The organism is Maribacter sp. IgM3_T14_3, assembly GCF_049603095.1.
Classification (GTDB): Bacteria; Bacteroidota; Bacteroidia; order Flavobacteriales; family Flavobacteriaceae; genus Maribacter.
In genome coordinates this window covers 4,544,339-4,562,146 of sequence record NZ_CP187138.1, presented here as the reverse complement: position 1 = coordinate 4,562,146, position 17,808 = coordinate 4,544,339, and the positions used below count along the sequence as shown (strand labels likewise).

General features: G+C 34.4%; 15 protein-coding genes. 13 read left to right on the top strand and 2 right to left on the bottom strand.

The genetic code is table 11. The annotated features are described in order from the left end of the window. Window positions 1-3 precede the first annotated feature (3 nt). Both ACPF9A_RS20105 and ACPF9A_RS20100 read left to right on the top strand, forming a co-directional pair. On the top strand, window positions 4-951 hold the full coding sequence (locus tag ACPF9A_RS20105) for an NAD(P)-dependent alcohol dehydrogenase (protein WP_423999844.1): 948 nt from the start codon (window positions 4-6) through the stop codon (window positions 949-951). Between the two features lie 108 nt (window positions 952-1,059). Continuing rightward, window positions 1,060-2,166 carry a polysaccharide lyase family 7 protein gene (locus tag ACPF9A_RS20100; RefSeq protein WP_423999842.1) on the top strand — a complete coding sequence of 369 codons (1,107 nt, stop codon included), beginning with the start codon at window positions 1,060-1,062 and terminating at the stop codon, window positions 2,164-2,166. Window positions 2,167-2,201: 35 nt separating this feature from the next. Here the strand turns inward: ACPF9A_RS20100 and ACPF9A_RS20095 are convergent, their stop codons facing one another. Continuing rightward, entirely contained in the window at window positions 2,202-3,224 is a 1,023-nt protein-coding gene (locus ACPF9A_RS20095) for a hypothetical protein (RefSeq protein ID WP_423999840.1), read from the bottom strand. Window positions 3,225-3,433: 209 nt separating this feature from the next. Between ACPF9A_RS20095 and thiM the strand changes: the two genes are divergently transcribed. From thiM to ACPF9A_RS20055, 8 genes are all read left to right on the top strand, one after another. Next, window positions 3,434-4,225 (top strand): hydroxyethylthiazole kinase, encoded by a 792-nt coding sequence (gene thiM / locus ACPF9A_RS20090; protein WP_423999838.1) that lies wholly within the window; start codon window positions 3,434-3,436, stop codon window positions 4,223-4,225. Beyond that, window positions 4,218-4,859, top strand: coding sequence for a thiamine phosphate synthase (gene thiE / locus ACPF9A_RS20085; RefSeq protein WP_423999836.1), 642 nt, complete (start codon window positions 4,218-4,220; stop codon window positions 4,857-4,859). The genes thiM and thiE overlap by 8 nt, the downstream gene beginning before the upstream one ends. Then, on the top strand, window positions 4,838-5,491 hold the full coding sequence (gene tenA, locus ACPF9A_RS20080) for a thiaminase II (protein ID WP_423999834.1): 654 nt from the start codon (window positions 4,838-4,840) through the stop codon (window positions 5,489-5,491). Before thiE ends, tenA begins: the two co-directional genes overlap by 22 nt. Beyond that, entirely contained in the window at window positions 5,479-6,291 is an 813-nt protein-coding gene (gene thiD / locus ACPF9A_RS20075; protein ID WP_423999832.1) for a bifunctional hydroxymethylpyrimidine kinase/phosphomethylpyrimidine kinase, read from the top strand. Before tenA ends, thiD begins: the two co-directional genes overlap by 13 nt. Before the next feature lie 238 nt (window positions 6,292-6,529). Then, a complete protein-coding gene (locus tag ACPF9A_RS20070) occupies window positions 6,530-7,636 on the top strand; it encodes a hypothetical protein (RefSeq protein WP_423999830.1) in 1,107 nt (368 codons plus the stop codon). Window positions 7,637-7,893: 257 nt separating this feature from the next. Beyond that, window positions 7,894-8,508: a lysostaphin resistance A-like protein gene (locus ACPF9A_RS20065; RefSeq protein WP_423999828.1), complete on the top strand. Its 615-nt coding sequence runs from the start codon at window positions 7,894-7,896 to the stop codon at window positions 8,506-8,508. A 139-nt stretch (window positions 8,509-8,647) separates the two neighbouring features. Further along, complete coding sequence (locus tag ACPF9A_RS20060; RefSeq protein ID WP_423999826.1) at window positions 8,648-10,546, top strand: leucine-rich repeat domain-containing protein; 1,899 nt, start codon at window positions 8,648-8,650, stop codon at window positions 10,544-10,546. Window positions 10,547-10,732: 186 nt separating this feature from the next. Further along, window positions 10,733-11,713: a PLP-dependent cysteine synthase family protein gene (locus ACPF9A_RS20055; RefSeq protein ID WP_423999824.1), complete on the top strand. Its 981-nt coding sequence runs from the start codon at window positions 10,733-10,735 to the stop codon at window positions 11,711-11,713. Between the two features lie 17 nt (window positions 11,714-11,730). Here ACPF9A_RS20055 and ACPF9A_RS20050 read toward each other — a convergent pair whose 3' ends face one another. Then, window positions 11,731-13,575 (bottom strand): cystathionine beta-synthase, encoded by a 1,845-nt coding sequence (locus ACPF9A_RS20050; protein WP_423999822.1) that lies wholly within the window; start codon window positions 13,573-13,575, stop codon window positions 11,731-11,733. Window positions 13,576-13,872: 297 nt separating this feature from the next. Here ACPF9A_RS20050 and ACPF9A_RS20045 point away from each other — a divergent pair, with 297 nt between their 5' ends. The 3 genes from ACPF9A_RS20045 to ACPF9A_RS20035 all read left to right on the top strand — a co-directional run bounded on the left by ACPF9A_RS20045 (window position 13,873) and on the right by ACPF9A_RS20035 (window position 17,799). Further along, window positions 13,873-16,056, top strand: a complete 2,184-nt coding sequence (locus ACPF9A_RS20045) for a T9SS type B sorting domain-containing protein (protein ID WP_423999820.1) — start codon at window positions 13,873-13,875, stop codon at window positions 16,054-16,056. A gap of 93 nt (window positions 16,057-16,149) precedes the next feature. After that, window positions 16,150-16,719 carry a Crp/Fnr family transcriptional regulator gene (locus tag ACPF9A_RS20040; RefSeq protein ID WP_423999818.1) on the top strand — a complete coding sequence of 190 codons (570 nt, stop codon included), beginning with the start codon at window positions 16,150-16,152 and terminating at the stop codon, window positions 16,717-16,719. A 63-nt stretch (window positions 16,720-16,782) separates the two neighbouring features. Next, on the top strand, window positions 16,783-17,799 hold the full coding sequence (locus ACPF9A_RS20035; protein ID WP_423999816.1) for an NAD-dependent epimerase/dehydratase family protein: 1,017 nt from the start codon (window positions 16,783-16,785) through the stop codon (window positions 17,797-17,799). Window positions 17,800-17,808: the final 9 nt, after the last annotated feature.

Below are 17,808 nucleotides of genomic sequence, written 5' to 3'. Positions count from 1 at the left end.
AAAATGAAAGCTTTTACTAAATATAAATATGGCGGATCAGAAGTATTGCAATTAGAAGAAGTTAATAAACCAGTACTTAAGAATAATCATATTTTGGTAAAGGTATTGGCAAATTCTGCTAATCCTGCAGATTCGCATATTCTACGCGGCAGACCATTTTTAGCAAGATTCTCTTTCGGGTTGTTCAAACCTAAAGATGCTATATTAGGTATAGATTTTTCGGGCATCGTACAAGAAGTTAGTGCTAATGAAGATTATTTTGAGGTTGGTGATTATGTATTTGGTGAAATGTTAGGTGGTGGTGCTTTTGCAGAATATGCATGTGTACCAACTAATGTTTGTGCTAAAGTGCCAGAGAATGTAAATTTCCCTATAATGGCAAGTATTCCTGTTGCGGGTTTAACCGCTTACCAAGCCTTGATCACCCATGGAAAAATAAAAGCTGGTGAATCGGTTTTAATCAATGGAGCATCAGGTGGTGTTGGCCACTTTGCCGTACAAATAGCAAAAGCTCATGGCGCTAAAGTAACTGCAGTTTGTTCTAGTAGAAATATTGATTTTGTACAATCTATTGGTGCAGATAATGTCATTGCTTATGATAAAGTAAACATTCAAGAATATAAAGACAACTATGATGTAATCATCGATACCCATGGTAACCTAAAACATGACGATTATACGAGAATGGGTAAAAGAGGTGTTATGGTCGGTTTCACTACTATGGGTCATATGTTTTCTGTTCTTTTTAAAAAGGCGTTCAGTAAGTTCCCTTTAACTCAATTTACTGCCGAAGCCAATACCCAAGATTTAAAAATTTTAGCTTCATTGGTGAAAGAAAATAAGATTAAGGTTTATATTGAAAAGACATATCAATATACTCAAATACCAGATGCGATAAAGTATATTGAAAAGCTGAGAACAAGAGGGAAAGTAGTTATGGTTTGGGAATGATGCTTTATAAATAAAAACAAATCTCTCGCAATCCGTTATAGTATTCCTTCAAAATTCTATATCAATCAGCTAAACAATTCATATCTTAATCATCCATTTAAAAATGATATGAAAAAAACAACCATTAGCCTCGCGACGGCACTTCTAGTAATTGGATTTTCTTTGACTAGTTGCAAGAATACTTCTAAAAATTCTAATGCTGCAAACGAAGAGGCAATTAGCGAAATAGACGAAGAAGAAATTATATACGCAAGTGAAGTAATTCCCTTTTTCGATGATTGGAAATTAATTTTGGGGGATGGATCGAATGCAGGAATTGCCAATAATTTCGAAAATAAAGATTTCTTCTATACTACAAATGACGGCAAAGATGATTGGGTAGTTTTTAAAGCTCCCAATGGTGGCGATACTCATGGTACTTCTAATAATACCAGAACAGAACTAGCGCAGATTAAAAAGTTTTATCCAGAAACGGCAGATGATAAATTAATCGCTACATTAAAAGTTATGAATGTTTCTTCTACTGGTGATGCACGTGTAGCAGCAACACATGCTGTTGTGGTTGGTCAAATTCATAGTGCAGATGCCTTTGAAAATGAACCATTAAAAATATTCTACAAAAAATTCCCGGGACATACTAAAGGTTCTGTTTTTTGGCATTATGAAATTAATACCGCTGGTGATGATAATGCTGGCAGATGGGACTACTCTAATGCTGTTTGGGGAAATGACTTTTCTGTAGTTGGTGAAACAGCTGACACCTATCCTGCAGAGCCAGAAGATGGTATAGCATTGGGTGAAGAATTCAGTTATGAAGTTGTTGTAAAAGACGGAATCATGAGCTTGAAATTTATGAGTGACGGACATGAAACTAAAACATTTACTAAGAATCTTTTAGAATCTGAATACACTACAAAAGCTGATATTCCAGAGCAAACGAAGAAATTATTCTTTCCAATTGGTCAAGATGGTGTTGAGCGAAAAGAGGCATATTCTGGTGAAGGTCTATTTTTTAAATTGGGTACTTACAACCAAACAAATGGTAAATATCCAGAAACTAATATGAATTGGTGCTCAGGTGCAGAAACCCATGGCGGCGATATTCAAAAGCAATATGCAGATGGTAATTATGCCGAAGTGTGGTTTAAAACAGCCAGTATAAGCGTTAGCGATGCAGCTGTATCTAACGAAGGGTATTTTACGAAGAACGATTGATTTTAAAAAATAAATACTAGAGATATAACGTCATATTATTTTTCCACAATTTTAAACTCAAGTTTCTCAACTTTAGTAGTGATTTCTGATTTACCGTTTTTAATGGTATATCCACCTACTAGATAGAATTCATTGTTATAGGTAACTAATTGGGCACTTCTACGACTTTCATAGAATGGAGTGCTCATAGTGCCAAAAGTATTGTTAAGTATGTTATAATAGAAAAAATTTAAAGTAGACGGGTCAGAGATTATATTACCTTCACCATCACCAGTAGGTACGCCACCTAATCCAAAAATGAAATAATCGCCATATTGGCAAGCTACACTATCATCCAAATGATTTTCTGTTCCAAAATTATTTATCGTTTCAAAAGTGGTGAAATCATCATTGAACTTAGATATTTTCATGCTTTCCCATCCGCTTAAACTAACTATATAATTAGTATCATTTTTGGTAAAGGCATTTGTTGAAATTGGATACCAACCTCCATCATTTACGTATGTACTATGTATACTTAATTCATTGGACAATAAATCATAGATAAAGATATTTTCTTTGCCATTAGTTTGATCAACAAAATAAACTGCGTCGTCTTCTTCAACATAAAAACCTTCATTTGAAAAAATGCCTAAAGTGTTAGTAAGTAATTTTACCCTTTCCCAGTTTGCCGTTTCAAAATCATATACAAATAATCCTTTCCTGATAAGCCTATGCCATTTATTATTACGAATAAAATTTATTCCTAATTCAAAATCAGAATCCGGAGTATCTACATCTGTTGCAAGCAAACTCCAGGTATTTGTAGCAAACTCAAACATATAAGTTTCATCTTCTGCAGTTGCATACATCTTATCCTCATTTACAAAACAAGCGCTAAAACTTTTGTCAAGAGTGTCTTCAACTAATGTCGCGCCTACGAAATCAAGACCTTCAATAACTTCTTTCTCAATTGGAGTATTGTCTATTATGGGCAATGAATCATTATCTACTTCAGAAGAACACGATAATGTGATAAATGTCAAAAACAATAAGATACCTTTTACTATAATTTTCATAACAAATTAATTTCTTATACGTAATCTATCTATTGCTAAAACGTATGAAATAAATAACGAATATAAATATGCTTTATTACACTGAATTATTCTTCCCGTTAATAACTTATCACAATGGTAACATGATTTTGTATGCTATTTTTTTGATTATAGCGATCTTAGTTGATTCCGTTTAAAAATGAATCATTCATCAATAATCAACTATTATAATGAGCAGTATTTCGTCTGTATTACAAGAAATAAGAACCAAGAGTCCGCTAGTACATAACATCACCAATTATGTGGTAATGAACAATACAGCCAATGCGTTGTTAGCTGTAGGTGCATCGCCTGTTATGGCACATGCAAAAGAAGAAGTAAAAGATATTGTTTCGATTTCTTCTTCTTTGGTAATAAACATGGGTACATTGAGCGAGAAATGGGTAGAAAGTATGCTAATGGCTGCTGAGCAAGCAAAGGCAACCAAAACTCCGTTTGTATTTGATCCTGTTGGCGTTGGTGCATCGGCATACAGAACCGAAGTTGCCCAAATGATTCTTAATGCTGCCACACCCAATGTAATTCGTGGTAATGCATCAGAAATTATGGCATTGGCAAAATTGACCAATTCTACCAAAGGGGTCGATAGTACGATGGATACGCAAGATGCTATTGAAGGTGCTACCCTATTAGCTAAGAAATTTAATAACACGGTAGTAATCAGTGGTGAAACCGATTATATCATTACTGGCGACATCATTACTAAAATAGAAAACGGGAGTCCGCTAATGGCTAAAATTACCGGTATGGGCTGTACGGCAACTGCTATGGTAGGTGCATGTTTAGGTGTGGAAGAAAATGCTCATTTGGCAGCAACTGCGGCAATGGCGATTATGGGCGTTGCGGGAGATATGGCGAATGAAAAAAGTGCAGGACCAGGGAGCTTTCAAATGAATTTTTATGATAGTTTATATGATATTACTCCCGATATCTTAGCATCAAAAGTTAAAACAAATGCCTAAAGTAGACTACGCTTTAATGTATGTTACTGATGATAGCATTAGAGATGACAACCACTTTTTTGCTATTCTAGAAGGGGCTTTAAAAGGCGGAGCAACCATCATTCAATTACGAGAGAAAACTTCAGATACCTTGGCGTTTTATAAACGTGCATTACGGTGTAAAGAAATATGTAGCACCTATGATATTCCATTGATAATTAATGACCGATTAGATATTGCACTTGCCATAGATGCAGACGGTGTACATATTGGTCAAACCGACATGCCTTATGAAGTAGCACGTAGATTATTGGGTAATAGTAAGATTATTGGACTATCGGTCAGTAATAAAGAACAAGCGGAGCAGCCTAATGCTCAAGGAGCGGATTATATAGGCATCTCCCCTATTTTTTCAACGATTACAAAGACAACCGATTTAGCACAACCCTTAGGCATTTCGGGTCTAAAAGAAATACGACAGATTTATAAAAAAACTATTGTTTGCATAGGAGGAATTCACAAAGACAATACAAAAGAAATCATAGCAAATAGAGCGGACGGAATAGCAGTAGTTTCTGCCATTTCTAATGCAGAAGATCCTGAAGCGGCAACAAAAGAACTTAAAGAAATAGTATGCAAGACTGGTACAAACTAGCAAGAACACAGACAGATTATATTCTGGAAGCTATAAAAGAGCAACCCTTCATTAAAGAACTGATGAACGGCACGTTACCATCAGACATTTTTCAATTTTATATTAATCAAGATGCCATGTATTTGGCGGAATATAAAAAGGTATTAGCAACTGTTGGCGTAAAATGTGAGCATGTCGATGATACCCAATTTTTTCTAGATTCCGCCACAGGTATTATCAATGTAGAAAATGCGTTGCATCAAATATTTCTAAAGGATAATCAGTTGGCACACGAGCCCTCACCTACTTGCGAACTGTATACCAGTTATTTATCTCGCATTGTTTCAAATCATTCGCTAGAAGAAGCATTCGCTGCCGTATTGCCCTGCTTTACTATTTATAAAGAAATAGGAGATTACATACAAGCGAACCAAACGAATAAAGCCGATAACCCCTATCAAGATTGGATAGATACCTATGGTGGCGAAGCATTTGCAACCTCGGTAAATAATGCCATAGCCATAACAAACAAATACGCAGCACAAGCTTCTGATGATGTCTTACATAAAATGGAAGCAGCTTTTGAAAAAGCATCGAAATTAGAATGGATGTTTTGGGACAGCGCCTATAATAAAGAAGCATGGAAGATATAAAGACGCCATACAATAGTGTATTGTCCATAGCTGGAAGCGATTCTGGTGGATGTGCAGGTATTCAAGCAGATATTAAAAGTATTAGTGCCTGCGGAGCATATGCTGCTACGGTAATTACAGCAACCACGGCACAGAATACAAAAGGAGTCACAGATATACATGCTATACCCATTTCTCATATAGAAAAGCAGTTAGATGCTGTACTTAGTGATATTCAATTCGGAGCCATTAAAATTGGGATGTTACATTCGTGCGAAGTGATTAAACTAGTACAAGAAAAACTAGCGGAATATGAACTAAAGAACATTGTTTTAGACCCAGTAATGGTCACTACATCCGGACATAAATTAATTACCGATGATGCCATTGCTTGTCTAAAGAATTTATTTCCAAAAGTAAGTTTGATCACTCCTAATATTCCTGAAGCAGAATTGTTAATTGGTCAGAAAATTACAAGTGATAACATGAAAGTCATGGTAAAGAAGATCGGAGAACAGTTTCAAAGTTCTGTATTGTTAAAAGGCGGACATATAAATGACCATACAATTATAATGACCGATGTTTTTTATGATGATAACACAGGAGAAGTAAGCATTATAACAAACCCAAGAGTACATACAGACAATACTCACGGTACGGGTTGTAGCCTTTCTTCAAGCATTGCCGCTTATTTAAGTTTAGGAGAACCTATGCTTAGTGCTATTACAAAAGGTTGCAACTATGTCAATAAGGCAATTGCGGCTGGCAAACATAAAACCTTAGGTCAAGGCAACGGACCTATTAATCATTTTGGGCTATAGTTAATTAACTATTTCGTTAATAACTTGATTATAAGTCATATTGTAAGTAGTTGCTTATAATTTTTGAAAGAACGAACTTCGGTATCATCCGCTAAAAGGACCTTGTGCTGAGCTTGCCGAAGTATTGAACTTCTCTTAGCTCGCAGTTACCAGAAATAATATGACGATAGAGTATTTAATAACATATAACATTAAAGGAAAATTTCTTCAAGACGTGAGAGGTTTTAATAACCTATTAATGTCAAATTCTCAAATTCAAATTAATAATGACAAAATTTTATTTGATAAAGAAGAGTTTGAATATAATTTGATAGTTCATGAAATAGCCGATAAAAATCAACGGTTGTTTAAACTTAAGATAAAATTTAATAAAGTCGATTCTATCAATATTTTTTCTGACTTATTAAAAATTGTAAGAGAGTTGACCCATAAAACAGATGGAAAGCTTAGCATTATTTGGGATGATATTTCAAATCACTTTTCTCGTTTAGGGTATCCTGAAATCAATAGGATAGAGAATCTTTTTAGAAAATTGATTACGTATTTTATGATATCTAAATTCGGAAATGAATGGAGCGATGAAAGCACTCCCAATGAAGTTAAAAATAATATAAAAAGTAAGATAGATAAAAATAATTATCTACACGACACAGATTTTATACAGCTTGCTGATTATCTTTTTAAGCCCTATTCTACGAAGAGTTCTGAGTTGCTTTTTAAAGAATTACGGAAAAGAAAAGATTTAGAAAATTTAGATATAGACTATTTTCAAGACTTCATTCCAAAATCAAATTGGGAACGTTATTTTAGTCAATTTGTAAATTGTGAAGATGGCTTTCTTTTGAAAAACTGGACTAGACTTTACGAATTGCGTTGTTTAATCGCTCATAATAATTTTATTTCATCGAATGAATACGATGAACTAAACCAAATAGTAAAAAAATTGCAAGAAAAGTTTGAAGAAGCAATAGATTCTGTAGACGGAATTATTATTCCACAAAAAGAAAAAAGTGCATTATTAGAAAGCGTTGTAAAAGTAAATAACGAATTACTAGAAAGTTACTTTAATAAGTGGAACTCGATCCAAGATGAAATAATTTCACTATACAATAATAGCGGTTATACATTTAAAGAGGATCAAACCATAAAACAGGTCGTAGAAGAGCTTGTAAAGCAAAAAATACTTGATTTTGAATTTCTACGAAAACTGACTCCGCTAGGTAATATTCGTAACAAAATTGCAACAATGGAGGAAAACTTTAGCGAAATAGAAATTGCAAAGGCGACTGAAAATTTATCAGAATTTTATTCTAATAATATTTTATTTGAGAAACCGTTCATTTAAATAATTTGAGTTGTTCAAACACGCAAAAGCCATACACAAACACGATAACGAAACTTAATCTATTTCTTTAATCAATCTATTCTTTTTTATAATATTACCTATTGTTAATTTATATTTCTTAGTAAAATATCAAGAACGAATTAAAACCCTTCTGGAATAAGTATTTCAATTTCGATTGGAAATTCGGTTTGTTTTTAATTCTTCTGCTTTGTATTCCACGCATAGTTTTGGTTTTACATGGCAATCAAATTGGTAATATGCAATTTGTTGGTATAATGATGCTATTTATGGCCGTTGCACCATTTATATTTCTAAGTCAGCATGGTAGATATCAAATAGGTATCAAAAAACCTGCAAACTATAGCTGGCTAATTATAGCAATTTGTATTGGTTTAACTTTTAGTATGTTTCTTTACTTCTTAGGTGAATCACTTTATGGTAAATCCTATGAGAATTGGTATCAATATATTAGTAAATCTTATAATATATCTACAGATATAAACGAACAAACAAAACTAATAACCTTCGGTATTTCGGCATTTATAGGTATGACATTTAGTCCCATAGGTGAAGAACTATTTTTTAGAGGTATAGTTCATTCAAGTTTTGCTAATTCCTTAGGTAATAATAAGGCATCTATAATAGATAGTTCAGCATTTGCTATTGTACATATTTCCCATTTTGGTTTAGTATTCCATAATCAGCAATGGGAGTTTTTGCTAGTACCATCTGCAATATGGGTTTTGTGTATGTTTTTGGTGAATATTATGTTTTATATCTGCAGAGAAGGTTCCGGCTCAATTTTAGGAGCAATACTATGCCACTCCGCTTTTAATTTAGGAATGACTTATTGTATTTTTTATCTTCTTTAGATAGGTAACTACTGTCAGTCTGAGCGCAGTCGAAGACCCATGTGAGTTATAGTACCATTATATATCACAAAAATTAATAGGAAGGAGCAACAAATAAATTAAAATTCAGTTTATTATATAACTGAATAGCCAAAATTACATGAAATCAAAAATTTTTAAAATAGCTGCATTATTCATTTTAATAACCTCTTGTAGCAAAGACTCACCAACTGAGGATAATACCCCAGCACCTATAGTTAAAAGTCAAGATAAAGAAATTGTAAGTTTTAAATTTTTAAAAGAAGATAATTTAAATCTTAATGAAGATATAACTATTTCAATCGATCAAAATACTTTAAGTCTAAGTGGAGGTTTTCCATTTGCCACCGAATTAAACGGTCTAATTCCAACAATTGAAATTTCTCCAAACGCAACTATAGTTCCTGCTAGTAAAGCAGCAATAGACTTAGAATCTTCTGTAGAATTTACGGTTACTGCAGAAGATGGTACTAGTCAAGAATATCGACTTTCAATATCAGAAAATGAAAATGAAGAAGGCAATGTTGTGAATTTTAGTTTGTTGGCTATGGATAATAATGACGGTACCATTTTTGGACAAATTCATGAAGATATTGTTGGTACAATCAATGAAGAAGATAATACTATTACAATTGCCATTCCGGTCGGAACAGAAATCGACGAACTAGTACCAACTATAACAACTTCAGAATTTGCAACCATTTCACCCCAGAATAAAGTTGCTCATAATTTTAGTCAACCTATTACTTATACAGTTACTTCACAAGCTGGAAATATTAAAACATATGAAGTTTCTTTAACAACAGGTTTAAAACCTGATCGTCAACTTTTAATGGAAATTGATGCACTTAATCCTGATAATACATTAGGTTGGGATTTTAGTGTTATGAGCTTAAATGAATTACCTTTTGTTGAAACCTTCGACAATCAATCAGTTAGGAGATTAGAGTTTCAAGGTAGAAATATCACCAACTTTCCAGAAGGTATGAGCGGTTTTACAAGACTAAGTAATTTACATTTGTCATCTAATTCATTGGACGCTATACCTAATGAAATATATGAAATCTCAAGCCTTGATTATTTGGATTTAAGTAATAATAATATTACTATAGTTGACCCTGAAATCGCAAATTTGGAAAGTTTAACCTATATTAATCTAGGTCAAAATGAAATTTCAACCTTACCAGATGAATTTACCACATTAACATCCTTAGATTATTTCCATTTAGATAATAATTTACTTACTCAATTACCAGCTAATATTGGTGATTTGATCAATTTGGGTAACTTTTTCGTTCAAAACAATCAACTTACCTCTTTACCTGAAAGCGTATCGCAATTGACAAAAATTTGGAGAATGGATGTTAGTGGTAACAACTTGTCCGAATTTCCAAATACAATACTTAGCCTTACTAATTTACAATTTTTAAATCTAAGTGATAATAATATTAATAGTATACCTACAGAAATTGGTAATCTTACTCAACTGATACAATTATATTTAAACACGAACAACATACAATTATTACCTATTGAACTAGGTAGCCTTACTCAATTGGAACTCTTAGTTATGAGTAATAATCAAATAACTGTTTTTCCTGAAGAACTTAATTTCCCTCTTTTACAACAGTTACATTTCGCTGATAACCCAATTGCAATATTTCCTATTACAATCACTAATATGTTGAATTTGAATTATCTACGTATGTCAGATACAGAAATAACGATGATACCTGAAACAATCGATAATCTTACTAATCTTGAGAATTTGTTTCTTGAAGGTACTCCGTTGGAGAGAATCCCTAGCCAAATAGGCAATCTTGAGAATTTGTATAATTTAGATATTGGGAGAAATTCTATTTTAACTTCTTTACCAACTGAATTAGGAAATTTGATTAATCTTAACAGACTGGTTATAAGTAATACTGCAAATCTTAGGGTTATACCGGCAGAAGTTTGTGCCTTAGAGACTATGTACAATGTTATTCTAATAAAGGACTCAAGCGATACTTGTGAATAATTTATCGATGTATCAATGGTAATGATAATTTTGACATTATGATAAATTAAAATACGCCAACTTCAATCTTATGGTAGTGTCTCATTAACATCCAAACGATATACTATATATAATTTTTGATGCATCTGCAACAATATTGCGAATACCAATCTAGTTTTATACTTTTGAGAGACTTTAAAAACAGCTATGGAATACGCAGAAAATATACTAGGTACCATTGGTAACACGCCTCTTGTAAAAATGAATAAGCTTACAGCGGAGTTACCTTGTTTAGTATTAGCTAAATACGAGACTTTTAACCCTGGCAACTCGGTAAAAGATCGTATGGCGTTGAAGATGATCGAAGATGCAGAGGCTGATGGAAGACTACAACCTGGCGGAACCATTATTGAAGGAACCTCGGGTAATACTGGTATGGGACTTGCATTAGCTGCAATTATAAAAGGGTACAAATGTATTTTTGTTCTGGCGGATAAGCAGTCCAAAGAAAAGTGCGATATTTTGAGAGCTGTAGGTGCAGAAGTGGTGGTTTGCCCAACTGCTGTAGAACCAGAAGACCCTAGGTCTTATTATTCCGTTTCTAAACGATTGGCTACTGAAATTCCAAATAGCTGGTACGTAAATCAGTATGATAACCCGAGTAATGCAAAAGCACATTACGAAAGTACGGGACCAGAAATCTGGAAACAGACCGATGGTAAAATCACCCATTTTGTTGTGGGTGTCGGTACCGGAGGAACAATTTCTGGCGTAGGTAAGTACTTAAAAGAGCAAAATCCGGATATTAAAATTTGGGGAATTGATACCTATGGTAGTGTTTTTAAAAAGTACCATGAAACAGGAATTTTTGATGAAAAGGAAATCTATCCGTATGTAACTGAGGGTATCGGTGAAGATATTTTACCGAAAAATGTTGACTTCAGCATTATTGACGGTTTCACCAAAGTAACCGATAAGGACGGTGCAGTATACACGCAACGTTTAGCTAAAGAAGAAGGCATGTTTTTGGGCAACTCTGCCGGATCTGCAATAAAAGGAGTGCTGCAATTAAAAGAACATTTTACAAAAGACGATGTAGTCGTAGTATTATTTCATGACCACGGTAGTCGTTATATTGGTAAAATGTTCAATGATGATTGGATGCGTGAAAAAGGCTATATAGAATAGCCTTTTTCAAACAGTTTTTACATACTTTCAACAAACTTCAGAAATACTTTTTTGTGAAGTTCCACATCCATATTAGGAGAAAGTGATACACGGGCAATATAGTCTTTATCATCTTCTTTAGTGGTGCCTTGGGTAGAAGTTGCCGGTATCGTCCAGTAACAACCATGTAACTGTCCGTAGCTAACACAGTATTTACTCTCATTAGGTATTTCGGTAATCATTAGGTTGATTAGCCTATGGTTCATTTCTCGTTTATACGTTTCTCTTTCTTCAGGGCTATCGCCTTTGGTAGGCAGGTCTAAAGAAAAAACAGAAGGCGTAAATCCTTCGTTTGCCAATTCTTCAGATACAAAATTGATTTTAGCGGCAGGCAATGTCTTCTTAATATAGTTTACAAAATCAAGTGTATTTTCATAAGCATCGTGAATACGCTGTATCATCGATGGCATCTGCTTTGCTAAAATTTCATACTGCAAATCGGTAGCTTCATTATCACAAAGACTTAAATGCAAGCCGATTTTATCCATTAAAGGTTCCGCTATTTTATTTGCGATACAATAACCTGCAGTGCATTTACCACCACTTGGAAATTTTGACCCACTAGCAAATGAAATTGTTCTTACGGATGACAAAATATCAGCATCCCCTAAAAAGTGAACATTGGGGCAGAACGTTTGATCCAAAATAAATACAGGATCTATAGCCTCACTCCCACTTGCCGTTTTTCTTTTAGCACTTAAAACAGCTCTTAATTTATAAACATCTGGGACTTCAACTCTTGGGTTCGTTGGTATTTCGGCAATAATAAATGGTATGGCATCTTCTTTGGCTAATTGATTAAGAACCTTATCAATACTTTGTACCATATCATTATCCCCATCCACTGGTAAATCGACTATTTCAATAGCACTGCTACAAGCAGCCACACGTCTCGCTTGGTCGTTAGTACCACCATAACAATTTGGAGGAACAACAATTTTAATCGCTTTCCCTTTATGATTTTCGATTGCATGGTGAACCAATCCCATCATAATTGCATATTGAATAGATAATCCGCTAGAAGCCACCAATGGGGTTGTACTACTCCCAGAAACATCTCTTATGGCATCTAATATCTTTGCCTTATTATCAGCTACATTTGTTTTATGAATTTGAGTAGAAGGCTGATCAACTAAAGATTGTAGCGCATTAAGACAATTTGCGGGAGTCATAGCAACAGTCTCTCTTCGTCTAACATGCTGAATATCTGAAATATAGCTTTTGTTCTGTTCGCCGTTCACCAATAAAATACTACCTAAATCGGCATATATATCTATGTAAAAATCAATATTAGTGTTAAGGTCAGAAGCAGAAATCTCATCATCATGCGATAAAAAAATAGTACTACCATCGAACGCCACTATATCTGCAACATTCTCAACTTTCTTTAATTCAAAAGTATAGCCGTAAATCTCTCGTAATACATCGGCATCAAAAGCACTAGGTAATTCTCCCGTATAAGCAATAAGCGTATTTCTATTGTTTAATAAATTTGTTCTAAGGATGGATAAAATAGGAGTCGTCTTTGACAAGAAACTAATCACCTGTTCAGGCGCTACGTTGTTTAAAGACCCAATTGCCCATTCTAAAATACAAGACAATGGATGACCAAGACGGATGTAATCGTAAGCAGTTGGTAAATTACTTAGCGCAGTGGCATCAGAATTATTCTGTTTAGCTAAATTTTCGAACTGGTCTAAAAATTGAACTTTAGCCAATTCTTCATTGTAAATATCAAGTCGATGCGTTGTTAGGTTCAACCAATCACTTGGCATATGTTCTAATACATCTTTAATATAACTCTTCATTTTACTAACCTCCATAGTTCATGTCTTTAGACACTTCGAAATTACGTAATAATTGAAACTATTTGAAGGATTGGTGGATGTATTGATATGACGATTAAAGCAAACCTATGTTAGTTATTAGAAAAGTGTAGCATCAAATTTCAAATATTAAAAGATTGGTTTAAAATTTTCGGTCTATTTATAGTGTCATTCCTAAATTATATCCAGAGATACATATACACCCTTAAATGCCATTCACTTATTTATAAGATGCATTCGCTGATTTTATTTGATTAACTACAGTCACTTAAATAGATTTAGTAAAAAAATACGTTGGTCACCAATCACCATTTTTTATTATTCTTATGTATATTTTTTACGACACAAGCATATACTCAATTATGTGAAGGAAGTTTAGGAGACCCCGTTGCCGAAATTAATTTTGGTTCGGGAACAAACGTTGGTGCTACTCTAGGAACAGCTATCACAGCATTTACTTATAGCAGTTCAGGAGAATTAGACGAGGGCGAATATACCATTGCTAATAGTACAAGCGGTTTAAAAGGAAATGCTTGGCACGTTACCGGCGATCATACCGGCGATACTAATGGGTATATGATGGTCATTAATAGCGCCGTACTTTCAGAAGAAGGTGTCTTCTATAGAAAATCGGTTACAGGGCTATGTGGTAATACTACTTATGAGTTTTCTGCATGGCTTATGAATGTGATGAACCCAAGTGTGGGTACAGATGAGTACCACCCAGATGTAACATTTAGAGTAAGTGATACATCAGGCACAATTTTAGGTTCTTATAATACAGGAGATATTCAACAGACATCTTCGGGTACATGGGTGCAATATGGTTTCTTTTTTACCTTAGAAAGTGATACCGAAGTGGTGATCACCATATTAAATACAGCACCAAGTGCACACCCAGGTAATGATATTGTTTTAGATGATATAACTTTTAAACCTTGCGGACCCACCATAACAAATTCCATAGAGAATGAAACGGGCACTAGTATTATTACTTGTCAAGATGAAAGCGTAGACCATACTCTTCAAACGATTATTTCTGCAGGATACTCAGATCCTCGGTTTCAATGGCAGTTTTCTGACGACTATGGCAACAGCTGGGTAGATATTATTGGAGAAACGAATACAACATACCAGTTCACCGATACCAGAATAGCTGGCGATTATTTATACCGGGTAAGTGTCGCCAATGGTGATAATATTAATTCTGTTACCTGTAGAATAGCCTCTGATGAGTTTTATATAGAAGTACTAGAAAAACCAGCCGTGTTAGTCGGGGAAAGCGAACAAAGTTTTTGCACCACCCAAAACCCTACTCTTAAAGATATCGAAGTAAGTAGCACTGCTGTATGGTATGATGCTTTAACGAATGGTAATACCTTAGATGAGGCTACCAACTTAGCGGATGGAACAACTTACTATGGTGCCCAAGAAACGGTTAATGGCTGCGAAAGCGAAGAAAGGATAGCCGTAACAGTCCATATTGTAACCCCAACTTTAGAAGTGAACAATAGTATTATCGATGTTTGCGATACCGATAATGATGGTGAAGAATTAGTTGATGTAACCGTTTATGAACCAGAACTATCTCATTGTGCAAATTGTACTTATAGTTACTTCACTACTCGTTTAGGTGCAGAAAATGCCACTGTAGAAGATCAAATAGTACAAGCCTCTTCGTATGTATGGAATGCAGAGTATCCTGTGGTTTATGTTCGTATTGTTTCTGATGATAAATGTTCTCAAGTAGCTGAATTAAGATTGAGTCTCACCCAAACTCCTATTATAGAAATAGATAATTTTGTAGGTCTATGTGAAGAAGATGAAAGCGTTACCATTGATGCCGGCTTCGGATTTGATAGCTATCTATGGTCTACAGGAGAAACCACTCAGACCATTACCGTAACTAATGCCAATATTGGTTCTTTTTGGGTAAGCGTTTCAGAAGACCATGACACTTATACGTGCAGTACAACTAAAAACTTCCAAGTGGTATTGTCGAATATTGCCACTATTTCAGGATTTGATATACAAGACTGGACAGATAACAACAATAGTATAGAAGTGTATGTATCTGATTCTAGTTTAGGTGATTACGAATACTCCTTAGATAATAACAGTTATCAAGACAGTGCAATTTTTACCGACTTGCTACCTGGCGAATACACCGTGTTTGTACGAGATAAAAATGGTTGTGGTATAAGACAAGAACTTGCATATATCTTATATTTTCCAAAATTTTTTACTCCCAATAGCGATGGGGTCAACGATGAATGGGTGATAGATTATGCAGATACCGAACCTGCCTTAAGCGTTAAAATTTTCGATAGGTATGGTAAGTTTCTAAAACAGCTCAATGCTACTTCTTCTTGGGACGGTACTTATAATGGGCAAATCATGCCAGCATCAGATTATTGGTTTGTAGTGACAAGAAATGACGGTAGAAACTACTCAGGTCATTTTACTTTAAAACGCTAAACTATTATTTAATTAGTAGTTTATAACTTGGGTACAAGTCATTTTGTGTGTACTTGTTTTCAATTTTAGAAAAAACGAACTTCGTTTTCATCTATGGAAAATCTAATTAACTACATAAAGTCAAGAGCAACCATATCGCAAAACGATATTGATCTGATCAAAAAGTATTTCGTATCGGAAGAAGTTCCTGCGCAAACCATTCTCTTAGAAGCAGGAAAAGTAGAACGGTATATTTATTTCTTAGATTCCGGTATTGTAAAGGGATATCAGAATATAGATGGTAAAATTGTGGTTCAGCATCTCGTAGCAGAGCAAGATTTCTTCACATCGCTAGAGAGTTTTATGACAGAGACTCCGTCAATGGATTATTACGAAACTGTAACCGCGGCCAGACTTGTTAAAATAGCAAAGCCGGACTTCGATCTATTACAAAGGGAGACAAATTTCTGGGCAATTTTTGTGAAGGAAGTCACCAATGAGCACCTGAATTGTAAACTAGAACGCGTAAAAGATTTTCAGATTTTAACCGCAAAAGAGCGATATCAAAAATTTGTAAACCAGTACCCAACATTGGCTTTAAAGGTATCTATAGATAATATCGCTTCCTTTTTAGGAATGGAACCGCAATCGCTAAGTCGTATTAGAAAACAGATCGCTTTCTAACAAATGTTATTTCTTACCAATTAAAAGTCACGGAAATTTGCCTAAGCAAAATTCAAAAATAGTATGAGCAAAGAGATATCATTAGTTACAGGCGGTACCGGACATTTAGGAAACAACTTAATACGATTATTACTTGCCAATAACCAAAAAGTTAGAACCACCGTTAGAAACCTAAATAATACGGCACCTTTTATAGGGTTGGACTGTGCCATTGTACAGGCAGATATAACTGACAAAGCCTCCTTAAGAAAGGCATTTGAAGGGGTCACCAATGTATACGCAGTAGCGGCAAATTTTAGTATGTGGGCAAAAGACCCTAAAACTGAAATTTATGATAACAACATACAAGGAACGCAAAACGTTTTTGATATCGCTAAAGAATGTGGCGTACAAAATATGGTATACGTAAGTTCTGTAGCCAGTTTAGATTTTACGAAATTACCCGCCAATGTAGCTAATGGCTATAATAACGATCGAAGAAATTGGTATTATAATTCGAAAAATGATTCAGATAAACTAGCCATAGCATTAGGTAAAAAATACTGTATTAGAACGGTACTGGTTTTACCATCTGCAATGGTTGGTGCTATAGCGTTTAAACTCAGTTATTCTAACAATTTGGTACTACAAGTATTAAATGGGGAAATACCTGTAGATACTAGTGTAACCTTAAATTGGGTCGATGTTAAAGATGTTGCTTTAGGCATGTACAATGCCATGACAAAAGGTAGGGATGGCGAGCGCTATATTTTAGCAAATGAAACACATACTACCTTACAAGAGAGTGTAAAAATCGCAGCAGATTTATACCCAGAACTAAAGTTGAAAATGCCAAAAAAAGTACCAAAATGGCTTTTGTATGGTGTAGCTGGGTTAATGGAATTTAGCAGTAAGCTTACCGGTAAAGAACCGTTATTGCAACGACATTACTTAGATATGTTTTATGGTTTAAAACAAGACTATGATATTAGTAACTCTAGAGAAGAATTAGGCTTTAACCCAAAGCCTTCTAAAAAAGCTTTGGAAGATGCGCTTGCATATTTAAAAAACGATTGGGAAAATCAGAAACTATCTAGTTAATATTAATCT